The following is an 18,869-nucleotide window of genomic DNA, read 5'->3' on the forward strand; positions in this document are numbered from 1 at the left end:
CTAGCCGGACATGAGCCCGGCCAGCATGTTAATCGATCGTAATCGATCGTCCACCATCGAAAAAGTAAAGTACTTTTTCTTTACAAGGGAGATTCCATATTTCATCGATTGCTTTTTCGTATAATTTCAACTGTGTTGAATAGCGATTTTTCATGGTCGTTTCGACTTGTTCTTCTGAACTAAATCGGTTTTGAATCACATCTGTCTTATAATCGACTAGGATTAGGCCATCTTCTTCTTCGATGATACAGTCGATGACACCTTGTAAGACGACCGTCTCCTCTTCACCTTCAAAATCAGCATAAATCCAAGTGGAATCAACACCAAGGCTGAAAGGAACTTCCTTGTGAATCGCTTTTGCGTGTCTCATTTTCTTACCTAGAGATGACTGCGTGAACTGCAAAATCTGGTTTGCATCGATCGCATCTGTTTGTTCAGATGTTAATAATTCCTTTTGTTCTAGTCGAGCGATCAAATCTCTTACTGCATCTTCATCCGTTACATTCGTAACATTCAAGTGTTGCATCACAACATGCATCGCCGTTCCTCGTTCAGCCGGTGTGAGCTTTTTACTTTGTAGGAAGCGAGGGCGCTCTTTTAGCGACTGTTTAAACCCACTTACGATCGTTGAGTCACTCCGCTCATCAGAAAACACTTCCCTCTGCCTCTTCACTTCAGTGACAGACTGCTTGGATTTCGTTTCAGTCGCTGCCGTGTGGGGGTACGTCCAACTGAGTCGTTTTACGACTTCATCTCGATGTGTACTACGTTCAGGAATCGTCTCTTTTGACTGAAGTAATTTCTCATACTCTTCTTGCCTCGCAACATCTTCAGATTCCACTTCTGCAAAATCGGCTGCAGAGTGAATCGCTAGGTCCCACCTTGACGTATGATTAAAGACAGGAGTTGGCTTCTTAATATCTGCCACGTCATCAACGATTTGTGCTAAATCTCGATGACGAAGTAGCGAAGGGCCAATCCAGCTCAAGTATGATTTTCCTTTCGAACGTTCAAAATCAGAAAGCAACCATTCTTCTGTTGAAGCGCCTGTCCAGGATAAGAGCTCTTTTTCCCACTCTTTTACGGTACCGATCAAATAGAGCTTCTCCTTTGCTCTCGTCAATGCAACATACAACACACGCATTTCTTCAGCAAGCATCTCGAGTCGCATTCTCTTTTGAAGAGTGAAATACGGTAGCGTTGGATATGTGATGCGATTGATAGGGTCGATGAATTTGGAAGCTACCCCAAGCTCTTTATGCATCAGCATCGGATTGACCATATCTCTCAAATTGAACTGTTTTGCAATCCCAGCCACAAAAACGATCGGAAACTCAAGTCCCTTACTTTTATGGATGGTCATCACTCTCACAACGTCTTCCTGTTCACCGAGCGCTCTAGCAGTCCCAAGATCGCCACCTTGCTCTTTCATACGATCGATAAAGCGTAGAAATCGGAATAAACCTCGAAACGACGTTGCTTCATACTGTCTCGCACGATCGTAAAGTGCTCTCAGGTTCGCCTGACGCTGAAGGCCCGCTGGCATTCCCCCTACAAACTCATAATAATTCGTTTCACGGTACAACTGCCAAATCAACTCTCCAAGAGAAGACTGTCTCGCTTGATCCCGCCATTGATTTAGCTTCTCGAGAAATTCTGAAAGCTTGTCTGAAAGCTCATCTGACTCATCGTCTGCATACGTTTGTAATGCTTCAAAGTAATTCCCATTTTTCTCATGAATTCGAATCTGAGCCAGCTCTTCCTCTGTTAGACCGAAAATAGGAGAACGAAGCACGGATGCGAGCGGAATATCTTGATACGGGTTATCGATCACGTTAAGTAAGCTCATCATGACAGCTACTTCTGTCGCTTCAAAATAACCTGTTGCTAAATCGGAGTATGCAGGAATCCCTGCCTGTTTTAACTCTTCAAGGATGACCGGAGCCCAGCTCGCCGTCGCGCGAAGCAGGATGACCATATCTCTGTACTCAACTGGTCTCATGCGCTCTTCTTTTCGGTCGTATACTCTCGCACGCTCTCTTTCGCCTTTCCCCATCATCGTCTTGATGCGAGATGCCATCAATCGTGCTTCAAGCTGCACCTTCTCTACATCTTCCTCCTGATCTTCTCCTTCTGAACTCTGGTCGATCAGATGAACTTCTGGAACGACTGCTTCTGAAGAAGGGTAGCTGGCACCAGGAATCAACTCAGCAGCTTCATCGTACTCGATTTCACCAACACGCTCATCCATAATTTGCTTAAAGATGTAGTTCGTCCCGTTCAAAACTTCTTCACGGCTTCTAAAGTTACGTGCAAGATCGATTCGTTTTGAAGGGTCATCTGATGAACGCCCGAACGTCTTATATTTAGAGAGAAATAAACCTGGCTCTGCTAATCGAAAGCGATAGATACTTTGCTTCACATCGCCTACCATAAAACGGTTCCCCGCTTCTTCACCACTTCGACTGATCGCATTCAAAATCGTTTCTTGAACTGAATTCGTATCCTGATACTCATCGATCAACACTTCAGCAAACTGCGTTTGATATTCACGAGCTGCATTCGAAGGGATCGGATTTTCCGGCGTAGAATCCTTGTCGAGTAGTACGGCAAGACAATAATGTTCGAGGTCACTATAGTCGACGAGCCCTTTTTCTTTTTTCAGAAGCGTATACCGTTCTCTGAACTGCTTAACGAGCTCAGATAACGTCCCTAGAACAGGCGCTAACTGTTCAAGATCTTCCACGTACTCTTCAGAAGTTCTCTGGAACAACTCTTCCTGCAAACTCTGAATCGTCTTCTTAACTTTGTCCCTCATCCCTTTGACCGCATCGATTTTGGCAGGATCATACTGATCGCCTTTACATGGTTTCAACCGACCGAAATGAAAAGCTTCAAAGCTCGATGCTAATGACGACCAGGTTGCTTGAGCTGAGGATAAGGCATCAAGCACCATCTTATGCTCAGACTGTAACGTTTCGAGGTACGGTTCAGGACCATCTGATGAAGATGCGAGCTCGATCGATTTTTCTTGGAGCTCCTTCATACCTTCGAGCTGAAGAATGACATCTTTCTTTAATTCCTTCACCCAAACGAGTTCATCAAATGCCACTTTCCCGGCATTTTCATACTGAGCAACACTCTCATACAACCATTGATCTGGCCATGGATGACTCGAGGAGAAGTGATACAGCTTTTCAACGAGCTGTTGAAGGTCAACATCGCTTCGATCGCTGCTGTACCTGTCGACTAGGTCAAAGAACGCTTCGTTCTCACCGCTATACTGTTCTTCGAATAACTCCTCCATCGCTTCCTCTCGAAGAAGAGCGGCTTCCGTTTGATCAGCTACCCGAAAAGCAGGATCAAGATCGATTTCATAATAATAGCGGCGAAGTACTTCCATGCAGAAAGAATGGAGCGTTGAGATGGAAGCTCTGTTAAGCATGGATAGCTGTCTTCGTAAATAGAGCGAAGAGGGATCTTCTTTTAACCTCGCTTCGAGTGCTTCACCGATGCGGTGTCTCATTTCAGCTGCAGCAGCATTCGTGAATGTCACGACAAGAATCCGATCTACCTCTGCTGGGTCTTTCTCATCCGCGAGTCTTCGAATGATGCGTTCAACTAATACCGCTGTTTTTCCAGAGCCTGCAGCTGCTGCAACAAGCACATCCTGGTTTCTAGCCGCGATGGCATCCCACTGTGCATCTGTCCAGTGGGAACCTTCTGGCTTTTTAATGTCCTCCGTCATCCGTGTCTCCTCCTTTCTCTCTCATATTTCTTAAAATCGTTTCATCGTCTTTTACAGGAATCACTTTGTACGAATTATCTTCCATCGCCTGGTCAAACTGACAGAACGATCGGTATGAACAGAACGTACACGGAATCTTATCTTTCATTTTGTACGGATCGATATCGATTTTACCGTCCGAAATATCTGTTCCAATTCTTTGGATCGTCTTTCTCGTATATGCCCTAAGCGCATCAAAATCTTCCGATGAAAGGACAGATGAGTTCTTTGTAAAGTTCCCATCCTTTTTCAGCGCTGCAGGTACGATATCCGATTTATCTCTTTCAATCGTATCGTCCATCAAGCTGACAACGTCTTTATCTGCAAGTAACAAGCCTTTCATCTTAAACTTTTTGAAAAGCTCCCTTTGTATGGCTGATTGTGCTGGTGAAGACGTTTGAAGCATCGGATTATGGACATGGAAATAAAGCATACCAGCTGCTGCCGCTTCTCTTCCTAGCCATAGATGAGAATAAGAAATCACGACATCTAAATATGTGAGCATCTGTAGTGCAAGGCCAAAGTACACTTCTGACAGATCGAGCGAAGTTCCGCTCGATTTGTAATCGATGACCCTCAAGAGGAGCTGATCTTCTTTGAACGCCTGATCGACTCGATCGATCCGTCCGATGAGCTGCAGCGTAACGCCGTTCTTAAGTTTAAATTGAATCGGTGGTATCGCTTCTCCAGGACCAAAAGCAAGTTCAAGCCCCGCAGGCTGAAATCCGCTTCGCTTTGCCTGCTGTCCGAGTACAGACGAAGCTCTCCCAACGACTTGCTTTAACTTCCTCATAATATAGTGATAGCGATTCGAGCTAAGCAGAATTTCATTTTGAAGCCTTGGCGCGAGCTGTTCGACGATTTCTCCTGAAAGCTCATAGTATTGATTCGTCGAAAGCTTACTCCAATCCCAGTCTCGCTGCTTGATTGTTTCAGCAAGCATGTTTAGTGATGCATGAAAAAGCTGACCGATATCCGGCGCTTCTAGTTTAAAGGTGGAGCGCTCTTTTAACTTAAGGCCATGTGAAGCAAATTGAGAGAATGCACATGACTGATACCGCTCCATTCTTGAGACACTCGCCTGGATTTTCGAACCGTACAGCTCACGGCTCGTTTCACGAGAAAGGTTAGTCGCTTTGTTTCGATAAAACAAGCTTTCTACCAATCTCAGTTTACTACTCTCGCGATCGCTGTTTTCAACGAACCAGTTATACGCATCCCACCAGATCGCATCGATCGGATAGCCCCTGTGCCACTGTCTCAGTTGGCCAGTAAGCCTTCCGATCGTTTTTAGCGGATTCGTTATGAATGAGAGTTCGTCATCTGCTTCCTCGCCAGGTTCAGCAAACTTCAGTCCAATCGATAGATCTCTGAACATTTCCTGCATTCGATTCATAACGATCGAAGGCTGTAGGCCTTTCCCTTCGCCGTCCGCAAGTGGACAGCTCACCCATAAATTCTCTGATGGTGTTGAAAGGGCGTGATAGATTAGGAATTCTTCATCTAGTAATCGCCGCTTCAAGCCTGGAGCAAGCTGAATCCCTTGTTCTTCAAGCTTTTCTCGATCTTGTTCACTTAAAAGTCCATCATCCTGAAGTTTTGCTGGTAACACCCCGTCGTTCACGCCGAGCAGAAATCCACACTTTACATTTGTAAAACGGGTCCGGTCGATGCTTCCGATCACCACTTGGTCGAGAGAAGCGGGAACAAGAGCAAACTTCATACTTTCGATACCAGCTTCTAATAGTTTCGTAAACTGTTCGATCGATAACTCCTGGTCACCAATCAATTCGACCGTTTCATCGAGAAGAGCGATGACTGCATCCCAAACTTGATCATGCTCTCTCGCCTTCGTTAATTGTCCCGCTTTCTCAGCGTGTTCTTTTAGCCGATCTACTTTTTCAGCAGCATTACAGTTTTCAAGGAAATAGTATAGAACTTCACACTTCTCTCGTACTGTCTTTGCTTGTTTCATCTTACGCTCGAATTTTTCTAAAGGATTCGAAACCCATTCTTTTGTTTCGTTCAATCGTTCTTCCATTCGCTCGATTTCATCAGACGTTACGGTTTCTTTATCCTCTAGTTGACGATAGATATTCGCCTTCCACCGTTCTCCTGATCTCCACCGGTATCCTTTGATCCCTTTTGCAATCACATAATTTTCGAGCTCATCCATTCGATTTCTAAGATCTGCTTTACTATTCTCCGTGTCGTCAGGGAACAGAAGCTCTGTTTTCACACAGCGGAAAACAGCTTCATATCTCCAGTGATACTGAATGATATCGAGACTCGATCGTATAAGCTCGATCAAAGGATGATGGAGCATCGTCCGTTTTTGGTCAGAGAAGATAGGGATTCCATGATCTGTAAAAATCGTTTCAACAAGCTCGTAATACGTTGACATATCCCGGACCATCACAGAGATATCTTTGTATCGATAGCCTTCGTCTCGAACAAGCCTGAGCGTCTCTCTTGCTGCAGCTTCAACTTCTGATCGAATATTCACCGCATGATTGACTTTTAAATGCTGAAGCTCTCCTGCATAAAGGACAGGAGGGCGTTCTCCGTAATTTGCTTCTAAATGACGAAGCTCGTTGTTTTGGTACCTCTTTTGGTTGGTTAGTAGCTCTGGGGCCTTTACGTCGATCCCTTCTTCATTCGCCATTTGGAGAAGCGTCTGGTACGTTGTCGCAGGCTCGTGAAAAAGGTCTAGTTCATGGACAGAAGCTGGATTCATCTCGGTGTCCATCGTGATGGTAAACGTGATATCCGCACCTTTTTTCATCAAAGCTTGTAAAACGAGAAGCTCCTGAGGTGTAAAGCTATGGAACCCATCCACCCAAATCGCGGCATTCTCTAGATACTGTGATTCAGAGATTTTCTCAGCTAGCAGCTGAAGGTAATCTTCCGAATCTAAATAATGACCGATCATCGCTCGTTGAAATGCTTCGTATACAAGGTGAAGGTCATAGAGCTTGTCTCGTAGAAGACTTCGATCGTCGGTTGTATAATAATCATCAGCGTAACTTTTTATATGATCTGGCTCGAGGCAGTAGCGCTTAAATTCAGTGACCATATCATTCAACTGATCAATATAGCCTGTTTTGTCTGACGAGCGTTGATAAATTCTCAGTTGTGCTTTATTTTCTTCAATAATATGTCTAAGCATCATACTCGTACCGACAGACGTTAAATGCGGCCTCGCCATACCACCTGTCTCTTGAAGGACTTTCCATGCAAGACGTGTAAAACTGAACACTTGAGCACGAATCATGCCTTTTAAATTACGGTTATGTACGAGCTCATACTCTGACTGAAACGTCATCTGTTCTGGAACTAAGTAGATCATCGTCTCCCCAAGAGGACGTTCGGTCAACTCACGCTGAATGTCAGTAAGACAGTGATCGGTTTTTCCGCTCCCCGATCGACCTATAATAAATTGAACTCCCATTCGTTTCTCCTCCCGTACACGTGTACTAACTATCCCATTATCTCACGTTTTTTCGCAATTTAATAGACTTCATAAGAAGATACGTTCGCATTCTAGTTTCCAATTATTGAGTGATCGTCTCAGTAGGTTTCAGGGAAAACTGTAAGGGTATAGAGTACTAAGCACAACTTTTGAAAAGGAGTTTTGGACATGGAAAATAAAGAGATGGATACATTTAAATGGGAGCTCAACCGGATTACGAGAGATATGACAGAATTTGTGCATAGTTACGAAAAGCTCGATGAATCACAGAAAACGAGTGTACACAGCAACTACCCGTTCGAATTAGACCTTCACGACTTAAAAAACGCATTAGCAAAATGGAATGACACCGTAAACAAAATGTAAGCCAGCCGAGCACCTCCAATGAGTGGAGGTGCTTTTTTCATGGAGTGAACATCTTTTATAAGGAAAAAACATACATCTAGTAAGGTAGCCAATCGAATTTTTAGGAGGGGAACGATGTACACCAATAGGAAATATTACGAACCTTATATTAGCCCCTTTGACCCGTGTAAGCCGATTCGAGTGAAATCATACTCTACGCCTCCAAACCTTTACTTAGGTTTCCAACCTCCAGGACTCGAGCAGTTTTCGCCACGAGAAGCGCTCGCAGCAGGAACGCTCTGGAAAGTGTTCTATGACCCTTACGAAAAGAATAAGGAGGGCTAACGATGAAGCACAAACAGCTACCGAACGAGTATTACGAGTTACTCGAAGAGCTTCAGGCTACTGACTTTGTGCTGTTAGAACTAACGCTCTACCTCGACACCCACCCGAATGACATCGATGCGATCAAGCAGTTCAATGAGTTTGCAAAATTGAGGAAGCAATTAAGGAAGAGGTATGAAAAAGATTACGGACCTCTTCTACAGTACGGATTAAGCTACAGCAGCTATCCGTGGAACTGGAATGATACCCCATGGCCGTGGCAAGTTTAATTTGGAAAGGATGAGTGCTTTTGTGGGTTTATGAAAAGAAACTGCAATATCCAGTAAAGGTAAGCACATGTAATCCGATGCTTGCGAAGTTTCTAATCGAGCAATACGGAGGCGCAGATGGCGAACTCGCCGCTGCGCTCCGATACTTAAATCAACGATACACGATCCCAGACAAAGTCGTAGGACTTCTAACCGATATCGGTACAGAAGAATTCGCTCATCTCGAAATGATTGCAACGATGGTTTATAAACTAACGAAAGATGCAACACCTGACCAAATGAAAGAAGCTGGACTCGGCGCGCACTACGCAAACCACGACAGAGCACTCTTTTATCAAAACGCAGCCGGCGTCCCATGGACAGCAAGCTACATCGCAGCAAAAGGCGACCCGATCGCTGACCTTTACGAAGACATCGCCGCCGAAGAAAAAGCCCGAGCCACCTACCAATGGATTATCGACCTCTCCGACGACCCAGACCTAAACGACTCCCTCGCCTTCCTAAGAGAACGAGAAATCGTCCACTCCCAAAGGTTTAGAGAAGCTGTGGAGATTCTGAAGGAAGAGAGGGATAAGAAGAAGTACTTTTAGTGCGAAAAGCGGAGGTGGCCCGTTTAAATACGCAGGGAGTTGGAAGAGGAGCGAATGAGACGCTTTTTGTCTCAATCGCTCCTCTGAAACTACCGGAGTATTTGGCCACCGCAGCTGGACATACCGAAAAGCGGAGGTGGCCCGTTTAGGCTCGACAAGCGCTGGAAGCGTTGTGGATGAACACGCTTTTTGTGTTCAACCACAATGCTGAAGCGTCTCGAGAGCCTGGCCACCGCAGCTGGACATCGAAAAGCGGAGACGAGCGGGTAGAAACGGAGCTATTGGAACTCTTGAAATTGAACACGTTCTTTGTGTTCAGTTGAAAGAGTGAAATAGCGTAGTTTCTGCGAGGCGCGGCCTGTAAACCTCAGTTCGCCGATAAAATCCTCATTTTCGCTGATATATTTTAAAAAGCGCTGATATATCAGAAATTTCGCTGATATCCGTCCAATTATCGCTGATATCTTTACCAAAGCTCCCTGCGAAATAAGCAGTACACCCTAAAACAAACCTGTTATTGTCCAAAATCTCAATTTATTAGCTAAAATCACATTTTATTGTCCAAATTCAGATTTTATTAGCCAAAATCGCATTTTATTAGCCAGATTACCACCCTAAAACCAAAACAAAAGCCATGCCGCTACCGGCATGGCTTATCTTGATTGATCTTCCATTCTTGTTTTTCTTGGTCGCTGATTCAGCTTGAGCTCGATGATCTTCCCAGCACCCCATAATAAACCGATGGCGAGGACGATCAGCACCAATTGCAGTGGTTGATGGATTAACGAAAACACGTCATGTCCGATGAATGAAACGATGGCGATCATGACCATTTTTCCAAGAAGAACAGCTAGTACAAAACTTCTGATACTCATATTTGAAAGTCCAGCGACAACGTTGATGAGGGCTGATGGTGTGAATGGAAAGCACAGTAAGAGGAACACCATGCCAAACCCATGTCGCTCGATCCACCTTAGCGTCTTATCGATCTTCTTATGCCTTGTGATCAAACCCATGAACCGCTGTCTTGCAAGTTTTCTTACGACAATAAAAACGAGCAATGCACCTAGGGATGCACCTAACCATGAAAGAAGTGACCCGTACCAAAAACCGTAGGCTGCAGCATTACCGGCCACAAAAAGAAACAATGGCAATATCGGAAGCACTGCTTCTAGCATCGGTAGCAGGATGCCTGGCAATGGACCAAGTGCAGCATACTGGTTAAGCCATTCTTTTATCGTCTCTTCGTTTAAAGAATCAATAATCATTCCCCACTCCATATGGGAATCAACCTCGTTTCATGATGCGAGTGTCATTTAATGTGACAGCACGAATTGCATTTCTTACTCTATATTAAAGCATAAATAAAGATCGATAGAAAGTTGGAAGCTATTTCATCAGAGCTGTATAGACCTCAAGATCCAGCGCTTCTGCTTTATCTTTGTTGTATGTTTTTTCAAATCGTGGGTCTGCCGTAATTTTGGCTCCCCAGAACATAGACTCGATCACCTGCTCAACTTCAACGTTGATTTTAGCAAGTTTTAATGAAACGCCGCTCATCGCCTCTTCTAAAATGGATGCGTTCCCTTGAATAGAATATACCGTTTCTAAGCCGATGATGGATAGTACGACACCCTTGTTACCTTTTACATTTTCCACTGTTCTAGAGTTACTCGTCACGGAAAAACGTATATTCTTCTTATCCAACGCTTTCACCCAGGAAATAGCTGAAACATTCGGAGTGCTTGTTTCATAGTCGATCGTCGATAGCATGACGAGTTTTTCGCCATTAAGAAACGATGCTAAGTCTTCTGTCAATTCGGTAACTTTATCTTTCTTTGCCATTCGCTTCATCCTTTCACTTCTATCTCTACTCTTTCCTAAAAGATTAGCACGAATACTTCATTATGGAAACGCTTCAGAATAAGGAGGTTAACAAAAAAATTGCCGCACTCGAAGAGTACGGCAAAAAGGGGGAAAATCAATGTGAAACATCATTACTTAGGGGGTTTGATACTAACTATACCCGGTTTTCTAGTTTCAAAACCTTAAAATTTATTTTTTTAACAATTTTAATGAGGCGCTTACCTCTTCCCTTACACGCACAATGTCAGGAAGGTAAGATAGCTTAACGGTTACTGGAGATAACGATGTGGCATGGCCCATATCGAGGTTTATGAGAAAACCTGTATCTGACTCTTCAATATCATAGATGAGGATATCATCGCCATTCCGATCTTTAATGGTAAGAGTGATGAAATCTTCTTTATATGGAAACTGACTGATCTCGTTTTCATTAATCATATGTAGCATTCGAATGACATCGTGTTCAACGGAATCTTGTGCCTCTAAAGAAAGAGCAAGAGCGTGCGACGATCCTCTCGCTCTCATACTGATCCCATAAGAGACTCCACCATAATTACCTGCTTCTACAACACCGCCATCTTTTAGCTTCGTTAACTCTTCAGAACTTAATGTTGATTCAACCGAGCCAGTTTTATCCCTAAGAATTCCCGCTATTTCAAGATTCAACTTCTCTTGTAACTCTTGAAAAGGTTGCATCGTTATTGAGAAACGATCACCTTCATTTTCGACTTTGTACCGATTTTGAAAGGTATGGTCTCCAACCTGCTCATTAACTAAGATGTAGGAGAGATCATTTAAGTCTGATTCAAAATACAGCTTATTTTTTGTGTAGGAAGCTGTAAATTTTTCGAACTCAATGGTCCCATCTCCCACTTGCAACGCTTGATCTAAATCGGCTTCTGCAAAAGGTGTTCCTTTATAACCCTTTTCCACCTTTAACGTCACATCGTTCAGTGTTTTTTTCTTTTCACCATGGCTTACTACGATGTCTTTTAACGTTAATTCCTCCAAATTGAGTAAGTCCATTTCTTCTTCAGTAATAAAATTCAGGTTGCTTTCAGGGGTCAAGATAACGGCTTGATATAAACGGTATTCATTTACTATCGGTTTCTGTGATTGAATGAGATGTTGCTCCACATACTCTGATTTTTTTGCGCCTGATCCATCTCTATAGCTAATACTTCCAATGGAAAGCCGCGGGAGGTCGAACGGCATGTCTTCTTCTTTAAGCGAAAAGGAATAAGATAGGTAGATTCCACCGTATGCTACCACCATCGCTTCGTGTATGATCAACTCTCGATCCAAGTCGAGAATCGGAATAGATTTATTGTATGTATTGATAAGGTCGAGCTCTTTCGCTAATTTGAATTGGGGGATCATTTGATTCATGTGATCATCAAGTGCTTCTGCAGACTCAACGACATTAAATGCTTTTGAGTTCACTTCAAAATTCGGCTCTCTATTTTGCAGAAAGTTGAAGATCACCAGAAACAATCCGAATGTAATTAATATTCCGACTATTTTATATAGATTAAGTTTCTTCATTCCTATCCCCCTATGTGTTGTTCCTTCTAGTTTAGCATACGTTTTGAATTCAACTAAAAAAAAACAGCAGATGTTCTGCTGTTTTTAAGGTTGAATTTCAACAGGAATACGGAATACGAACTGTTCCTTTTCCCCTTCGTATTCGATTGGAACTGCGACTTCAATTTGGTATACACCGGGATCGAGTTCTGGCGTTAGCTGTGCTTGTCCTTCAATCACTTCTTTTGGTGTTACGTCGACTGTATCCGTTGGTTCTTCAGAGCCAAAAGGGATCACAACTTCATCCGTTTTATGCTTTGTAATTTGATAATTCAACATCTCACCATTGATCACTTTAAACGAACCATCTTTTTCACCGCTGTATCGAAGTTTAGCGACTAAAGAAACTTGGTTATCGATCAGCTTACTATTTAGTAATCCCCCTACTGGGATTTTTGGTTGTGTTTCAGATCGAGATACGACATCCTTTTGATCTTCACTTAGAACATACTCACTCGTGTTCATTTTGCCGTCACTCATCAAAACGTTTGTGGCTCCGACGATAACAAATACGATAAAGAAAACAATGATAAACGTTGTACCGTTAAACTTGATTCGTTTCATGCTGACATCCTTCCATCCCTTAACTCAATGCTATTAGTATAGCATTTTCTTTCTCTTGTTGGATGAAGAATCACACAAACTTTCTAAACAGTTTGTTACACTAAAAGGAAACCTTCACCTGAAAGGATGTCACACATGCTATCGATTGTAATGGACGTATTGATTGCTATCGGACTTTTTTTCTTTTTACTGTTTGGATTGTACTTAGTCGATGTGTTTCGTCGCAAGAAGTAAATTAAGCTTCTGGCCCAGCCTTATATAACACTGATGGTGCCGGATCCACCACGGATGCGTCGAATTCTGTTTGAATTTTTGTTGGCGGAATTTCTTTTATTGCCCTTACAAGTTCCTCTTCATCAGGGCTATACCCTTTGTTTGATAAATACTCCATGATTTCATGAGTAGAAACTGGTTCTTCAACATTTCTTAGAAATTCAAGAATTGCGTTCTGCATATCAAGTCCCCTTCCTTGTCATTTTAACTCTATGGTTGATTATTATCTCCATAGGTTCATTACCCATTCAATAAGTAATGTAACCGTATAACAAGGTAAACCCTTTCCATTTCATCTAATTTTCGCTAAACTTAAACATACTAGCACATGTATAGAGGCATGTGTAAGGAGGGAGAAAGATCAGTGCGTCACATTATTCTTTTACTTACAATTGTGATCGCTTTCGTTATCTCTGGCTGTCAGAACAATGCCGAGCCAACAGATACAAATGGGGGTGAAGAAGTGTCTGAGGAGATTGATTTTGAAATCGTCCAAATGAATAATGCACCAAACGATATACAGACCACTTTGCAACAAAAATGGATTGAAAGAGCGACCTTCGCCGTTCCTTCAGGAGATCACCTTTATATCATTATTACGCGAGGTGAAATGCCAACAGGAGGGTACTCGGTCACAATCGATAATATAACTAAAGAAGGAAACAAGTTGCTCGTTACATACTATACAACGGACCCTAAAAAAGATGACATGGTGACCCAGGCTATTACGAAACCTTTCACAATCGCTAAGATCGACCATACGAATGCACGTATTAACTTTCAGGAAATCAAAAAAAGCTCCCCTAACTAGGCGGAGCTTTCTAAACCTTTCGAAAGGATGAGTGGATGATCGTCTATGAACATAATGACTGCTTTGTCATGATCAGGCAGCACGAACATGCGCTTCTATCAGGACAGCTTGCCAAGAAGCTAAACCGAACGTACTGGCCAGACCTTTCATATCAATATGATGTTCTCTATGCGATTCACCATCACGATCGTGGATGGAAAACGCTGGATTCGGTTCCAATATGGAATGACGATGAAAAGTTCCCATTCTCTTTCATGGACTACCCTCTTTCGATCAAGCTCGATTACTACCAAAAGGGAATCGAAGAGGTTTTAAACTACAGCTCATACGCTGCATACCTTTGCAGTAAACATTATCAATCCTTCTTCAAACAAGCTACTTCGCGAAGAGGGGTCAGCTTTTACAATCATGAAAGCAAACGCCAAAAAGATTTGCTACATGACTTCGAGGTCCAGGAAGACCTCTTTACATTTCACTTTCAGCTCCTTCAATTTTTCGACGATCTTTCCTTATATGTATGCTTTCAAGAACCAGGTGTCACGAAAGAAAACGAACTTACGTGGTTTAAAGAAGGCTTTTCACAGTCGTTTTATTTTCTTGAAAAGGACGAACGCATACTCGCTAATTGGAAGGATGACCATACGATTCAATTATCACATCCACTGATTCCAACAGACGAGCGTTTTTCAATTCAAATAAAGCGCGTTCCAAAAGAGCTTGTTCAAAAAGATGGGATCGCATCAGCTTATGAAGCAACGTCTGTTGAACACCGCACATTTCAATTTTCACCCCCAAAAAGTTAAAATCTAATGAAAAACAGAGAAAACCGACGCATATTTAAGTATTATAAGCATGAGTTCGCTTACACGGCACTATTAGGGGCTCGTCACATTCCTATTTCCTGCGTATAATTCACCTTGTTTTGTCCGGTTCACCTTTCCGGGGAGGAAAGGAATACGCAGAAAAAGGAAGTGTATTATTTGTCAATTCAACAATTAAAAAGTGAATGGTTTGGGAACGTCCGTGGTGACGTGATGGCAGGCCTAGTCGTAGCGCTTGCTCTTATCCCGGAAGCCATTGCTTTCTCTATAATGGCAGGAGTCGATCCAATGGTTGGATTGTACGCCTCATTCTCTATCGCCGTCGTCATTTCGTTTACTGGTGGAAGACCTGGAATGATCTCTGCAGCAACAGGTGCAATGGCTGTATTGATGGTTACTCTTGTCGCCGATCACGGACTGCAGTATTTATTTGCAGCAACGATCTTAACTGGTATCTTGCAGATTGCTATGGGAGTCTTGAAAGTCGGTAAATTTATGAAGTTCATTCCTCGTTCGGTTATGGTAGGCTTTGTAAATGCCCTGGCTATCCTGATCTTTAGCTCACAGCTGCCACATTTCGTTGGAGAATCTTGGCCGATGTATCTCATGGTCGCTGGAGCTCTTGCAATCATTTACCTTTTACCAAGGTTTACAAAAGCTGTCCCTTCCCCACTCATTGCCATAATTGTGATTACGATCATCGCAATTATGTCAGGAAGCGGAGTACGTACAGTTGGAGACATGGGTGAGCTTACCCAAGCACTCCCAGCATTCTTTATCCCTTCTGTTCCATTTAACCTTGAAACACTAATGATCATCTTCCCTTACTCATTAGCGCTTGCTCTTGTAGGACTTCTCGAGTCGTTCCTAACAGCATCGATCGTTGATGATATGACGGATACAGATAGTAACAAGAACCGTGAAGCAAAAGGGCAAGGTGTTGCAAACATCGTAACAGGTTTCTTTGGCGGTATGGCTGGTTGCGCAATGATTGGACAATCTGTCATCAACGTTAAGTCTGGTGGTAAAGGCCGTCTTTCTGCACTAGTTGCCGGTTCGTTCTTAATGTTCTTGATCCTTGTGATGGGAGATATCGTGAGTCAGATTCCACTAGCGGCTCTTGTTGGGGTTATGATCATGGTATCAGTCGGAACGTTTGACTGGTCATCACTTACAAACTTACACCGCCTGCCAAAAACAGATGCAGCGGTAATGGTCGTGACGGTATTAACCGTATTATTCACGCACAACCTTGCAAACGGCGTACTTGCTGGAATCCTCTTGAGCGCTATTTTCTTTGCTGCAAAAATCTCTAAGATTCATGTTAACAGCACACTTGATGATGCGAATAATCGCAGAATCTATGAAGTTTCTGGTCAAATCTTCTTCGCTTCGGTCACTGATCTCGTGAAAGCATTTAACTATAAAGAAAACATCGACCGTGTTGAGATCTCACTATCAGATGCTCACCTCTGGGATGATTCAGCAGTTGGTGCGATCGATAAGATTCATGCAAAATTTGTTCAAAACGGCATTTCTGTTAAGTTCGTTGGCTTGAATGAAGCAAGTACAACATTGATGAACAAACTATCCGATAATAATTCAGATAAAGTTGCGTCTTAAATGGAAAGGCACTTCCCCTTTTTGAGGAAGTGCCTTTTTTATATACAATTTCTACAATAAGTATGTGATGCCATAAATCAGTACTGCAAGAGTTGCGATTGAATAATTAAAAAGGCGATTGTCTTCTTTCCAATTCTCAGCGTTGAACTTTTCAAAGGCAAGGAGTCGGTATTTCGTCTCGCTTCTCACTCTCAACACATCCTTTTATTTAACTATTCAGAAAATATCTTTCTTATATTGTAAGCGCTTACTTTATGTTTGTAAAGAATTCTTCTCATATAAATAAGCGCCCGCATGGACGCTTATTTGTGCAGCTCTATTGGTAGTTTGATGCAGACGGTTGTTCCGATCCCTTCTTCACTTTCAAACGTAAGCTCACCTTGATGGTTTTGAATAATTCTTCTACAGATCATGAGTCCAAGTCCATTCCCTTTTTTCTTGGTTGTGTAGAACGGTTCGCCTACATGAGGTAATTGATGATCTGGTATGCCTGTGCCGTTATCTTTCACTTCAATCATAATATCTTTAGAGTCCACATAAACGGATACAACGATTTCCCCACCGTCTGGCATGGCTTCTATCGCATTTTTCATCACATTGATCAAGACTTGCTTGATTTGATTTTCACTGCATGTAATGGATGGGGCTGTATTAATAAGCCGTGTGTAGATTTGTACATTGTTTAAGATCGCCTGTGTTTCAATTAATGTCAGCACATTCTCAATAAGATCGAGAATATTTGCTTTTTCAAAAGAAACGGCTTGAGGCCTTGCCAATACCATAAATTCGTTTACGATCATGTTGATTCGATCGAGCTCAGACATCATGATCTTAATAAATTCTTGATCACTTTCATCAGAAAGCCTAGATTTAAGAATTTGTGTAAACCCCTTCAATGATGTGAGTGGATTTCTGATTTCATGAGCGACTCCAGCCGCAAGTTCACCAATGACCGAGAGTTTATCAGATGTTCTTAGGAATTCTTCGGTTTGTTTTCGATTCGTTATGTCTTTTCGAATATAAACATATTGATAGGGTTCTCCTTTATCATCTAGAAAAGGGACCACTGTCGTATCGACCCAAAAGATTTCTCCATCTTTCTTTTGATTGTTTATTTCACCTTTCCAAACTTCTCCATTGGCGATCTTCTTCTCCATCTCATGGAAAAAAGCAGGGGGATGATACCCTGAATCTAATATCTTATGTTCTTTACCCATCAGTTCCTCTTTTGAATAGCCAGAGGTTTTACAAAACCGGTTATTGACAGATGTAATTCTTCCTTGCTTATCTGTAATCGATACGAGCGCACTTTCGTCTAACGCATACTTCATATCCTTCAGCTGTTTAAGGGTCTGCTTTAATTCTCGCTCCGCTTCTTTTTTCTCTGTAATATCTCTTGTTACGACAACGAGTGTTCTCTCACTGTCCACTCCTGCAGGAATAAGGGTTGCCCGATCCTCAAGACATAGCCACGATCCATCGGCATGTTTTCTTCGAAATTCTACAACAGCTGGTGAGTGATCAAGTGGATCATCCTTTAATAAATCAACGATACTTCTCTGGTCATCAGGATACACATCGAGTTCGATGGATTCACCCAGGTAATAATGTGGTGGATGACCAAGAATTGTTTCGTGGGAGGGAGATGCGTAGATCACACGATCACTCTCAACATTCACTAAACTTATGAGCTCTGAAGTATGTTCAGCAATAAGTCTGTATTTCTCCTGGCTTTCTCTTAGAGCTACGGCTGTCTCTCTTTCTGACGTAATATCTCGTACGATACTAAATGCACCATCAATTTTATTATCTATGTAGACTGGAATCGTAATGATCTCCACATCTACTGTAACTCTTACTTCGTGTAAGAGGGTCGTTTGAATTTGAGTGATCTGTCCTGCTAGCGTCTCTCTAAATGCTTTGTCGACTTCCTCTCGATCTTGATGAATAATAAATTCTGTATAATGTTTGTTAATAACAGTTTCACCACTTTTGTGAGCAAACTGTTCACCAAACTTATTCATATTTTTGACGAGTCCATCGAGGTTTAGAGAATAGATCATACCAGGATAATGGGTAAAGAGAGACAGATACTTCTCGTATTCTCGATGTAGCTCATGAAGCTGGTGTTTTTCTATGAGAATATTCTCTGACTGTTTGACCATTATTTCCTCCCCAATTTATGGTAAAATCATTATCTTCCTACACTTTTCTACAAGATTAGGTTTTTATCCTGCTTTTCTTAAAAAAATCCAACAAAAAAAGCCGTGTCTAATTAACGGCTTTTGCATTCGTTAAGTGGATCAACTTCGTCTTTCCACATTTGTTCATTTCGAAGAGCATACAACGTCCAATCATCGTTCCCATTATAATTAATATCATTGCATTCTCGAAATTGTACGATGGATTGAAAGATACTGCCTTCGATCGATTCTATTAATTGATTTCGCTTAGGGTGTTCTTGTATCCAATCAAACAACTCTTCGTTTAGAATTGCTTTAAGGTCAATTTTCATGATG

18 protein-coding genes are annotated in these 18,869 nt (G+C 42.3%); 8 read left to right on the forward strand and 10 right to left on the reverse strand.

The genetic code is table 11. The features are described 5' to 3' along the window. Positions 1-28 precede the first annotated feature (28 nt). Together addA and addB are read right to left on the reverse strand one after the other, a co-directional pair. Positions 29-3,748, reverse strand: a complete 3,720-nt coding sequence (gene addA, locus ACXAEY_RS13180) for a helicase-exonuclease AddAB subunit AddA (RefSeq protein WP_474812461.1) — start codon at positions 3,746-3,748, stop codon at positions 29-31. Beyond that, positions 3,732-7,238, reverse strand: a complete 3,507-nt coding sequence (gene addB, locus ACXAEY_RS13185) for a helicase-exonuclease AddAB subunit AddB (RefSeq protein ID WP_474812463.1) — start codon at positions 7,236-7,238, stop codon at positions 3,732-3,734. The genes addA and addB overlap by 17 nt, the downstream gene beginning before the upstream one ends. Before the next feature lie 189 nt (positions 7,239-7,427). Between addB and ACXAEY_RS13190 the strand changes: the two genes are divergently transcribed. The 5 genes from ACXAEY_RS13190 to ACXAEY_RS13210 all read left to right on the forward strand — a co-directional run bounded on the left by ACXAEY_RS13190 (position 7,428) and on the right by ACXAEY_RS13210 (position 9,131). After that, positions 7,428-7,625: a hypothetical protein gene (locus ACXAEY_RS13190; protein WP_474812465.1), complete on the forward strand. Its 198-nt coding sequence runs from the start codon at positions 7,428-7,430 to the stop codon at positions 7,623-7,625. A gap of 114 nt (positions 7,626-7,739) precedes the next feature. Beyond that, complete coding sequence (locus ACXAEY_RS13195) at positions 7,740-7,949, forward strand: spore coat associated protein CotJA (protein WP_270181566.1); 210 nt, start codon at positions 7,740-7,742, stop codon at positions 7,947-7,949. A gap of 2 nt (positions 7,950-7,951) precedes the next feature. Next, a complete protein-coding gene (locus ACXAEY_RS13200; RefSeq protein ID WP_270181565.1) occupies positions 7,952-8,218 on the forward strand; it encodes a spore coat protein CotJB in 267 nt (88 codons plus the stop codon). 20 nt (positions 8,219-8,238) lie between these two features. After that, entirely contained in the window at positions 8,239-8,808 is a 570-nt protein-coding gene (gene cotJC, locus ACXAEY_RS13205) for a spore coat protein CotJC (protein ID WP_270181564.1), read from the forward strand. A 176-nt stretch (positions 8,809-8,984) separates the two neighbouring features. Continuing rightward, positions 8,985-9,131, forward strand: a complete 147-nt coding sequence (locus ACXAEY_RS13210; RefSeq protein WP_474812468.1) for a hypothetical protein — start codon at positions 8,985-8,987, stop codon at positions 9,129-9,131. Positions 9,132-9,461: 330 nt separating this feature from the next. On the opposite strand, the gene ACXAEY_RS13215 is transcribed toward ACXAEY_RS13210, so the two are convergent. The 5 genes from ACXAEY_RS13215 to ACXAEY_RS13235 all read right to left on the reverse strand — a co-directional run bounded on the left by ACXAEY_RS13215 (position 9,462) and on the right by ACXAEY_RS13235 (position 13,276). Beyond that, complete coding sequence (locus tag ACXAEY_RS13215) at positions 9,462-10,076, reverse strand: TVP38/TMEM64 family protein (RefSeq protein ID WP_270181563.1); 615 nt, start codon at positions 10,074-10,076, stop codon at positions 9,462-9,464. 121 nt (positions 10,077-10,197) lie between these two features. Continuing rightward, positions 10,198-10,653, reverse strand: a complete 456-nt coding sequence (locus ACXAEY_RS13220; protein ID WP_474812470.1) for a pyridoxamine 5'-phosphate oxidase family protein — start codon at positions 10,651-10,653, stop codon at positions 10,198-10,200. Positions 10,654-10,863: 210 nt separating this feature from the next. Then, positions 10,864-12,219: a hypothetical protein gene (locus tag ACXAEY_RS13225; protein WP_474812472.1), complete on the reverse strand. Its 1,356-nt coding sequence runs from the start codon at positions 12,217-12,219 to the stop codon at positions 10,864-10,866. Positions 12,220-12,303: 84 nt separating this feature from the next. Next, the gene (locus tag ACXAEY_RS13230; protein ID WP_270181560.1) at positions 12,304-12,822 is read right to left on the reverse strand and encodes a hypothetical protein; all 519 of its coding nucleotides are present in this window, start codon (positions 12,820-12,822) and stop codon (positions 12,304-12,306) included. A gap of 235 nt (positions 12,823-13,057) precedes the next feature. Continuing rightward, complete coding sequence (locus tag ACXAEY_RS13235; RefSeq protein ID WP_270181559.1) at positions 13,058-13,276, reverse strand: transcription initiation factor IIE subunit beta family protein; 219 nt, start codon at positions 13,274-13,276, stop codon at positions 13,058-13,060. Positions 13,277-13,459: 183 nt separating this feature from the next. Here ACXAEY_RS13235 and ACXAEY_RS13240 point away from each other — a divergent pair, with 183 nt between their 5' ends. The 3 genes from ACXAEY_RS13240 (at position 13,460) to ACXAEY_RS13250 (ending at position 16,350) form a co-directional block, all read left to right on the forward strand. Then, positions 13,460-13,906 carry a protease complex subunit PrcB family protein gene (locus ACXAEY_RS13240; RefSeq protein ID WP_270181558.1) on the forward strand — a complete coding sequence of 149 codons (447 nt, stop codon included), beginning with the start codon at positions 13,460-13,462 and terminating at the stop codon, positions 13,904-13,906. Positions 13,907-13,941: 35 nt separating this feature from the next. Beyond that, positions 13,942-14,709: a DUF3891 family protein gene (locus ACXAEY_RS13245; RefSeq protein ID WP_474812475.1), complete on the forward strand. Its 768-nt coding sequence runs from the start codon at positions 13,942-13,944 to the stop codon at positions 14,707-14,709. Between the two features lie 177 nt (positions 14,710-14,886). Then, positions 14,887-16,350 carry a SulP family inorganic anion transporter gene (locus ACXAEY_RS13250; RefSeq protein WP_474812478.1) on the forward strand — a complete coding sequence of 488 codons (1,464 nt, stop codon included), beginning with the start codon at positions 14,887-14,889 and terminating at the stop codon, positions 16,348-16,350. A gap of 51 nt (positions 16,351-16,401) precedes the next feature. On the opposite strand, the gene ACXAEY_RS13255 is transcribed toward ACXAEY_RS13250, so the two are convergent. From ACXAEY_RS13255 to ACXAEY_RS13265, 3 genes are all read right to left on the reverse strand, one after another. Continuing rightward, positions 16,402-16,539 carry a hypothetical protein gene (locus ACXAEY_RS13255; protein ID WP_270181556.1) on the reverse strand — a complete coding sequence of 46 codons (138 nt, stop codon included), beginning with the start codon at positions 16,537-16,539 and terminating at the stop codon, positions 16,402-16,404. A 113-nt stretch (positions 16,540-16,652) separates the two neighbouring features. Then, positions 16,653-18,515 (reverse strand): PAS domain-containing sensor histidine kinase, encoded by a 1,863-nt coding sequence (locus tag ACXAEY_RS13260; protein WP_474812480.1) that lies wholly within the window; start codon positions 18,513-18,515, stop codon positions 16,653-16,655. 110 nt (positions 18,516-18,625) lie between these two features. After that, positions 18,626-18,865, reverse strand: a complete 240-nt coding sequence (locus tag ACXAEY_RS13265; protein ID WP_270181554.1) for a hypothetical protein — start codon at positions 18,863-18,865, stop codon at positions 18,626-18,628. Positions 18,866-18,869: the final 4 nt, after the last annotated feature.

The sequence above is a fragment of the Anaerobacillus sp. ABA4_114 genome, from assembly GCF_056159065.1.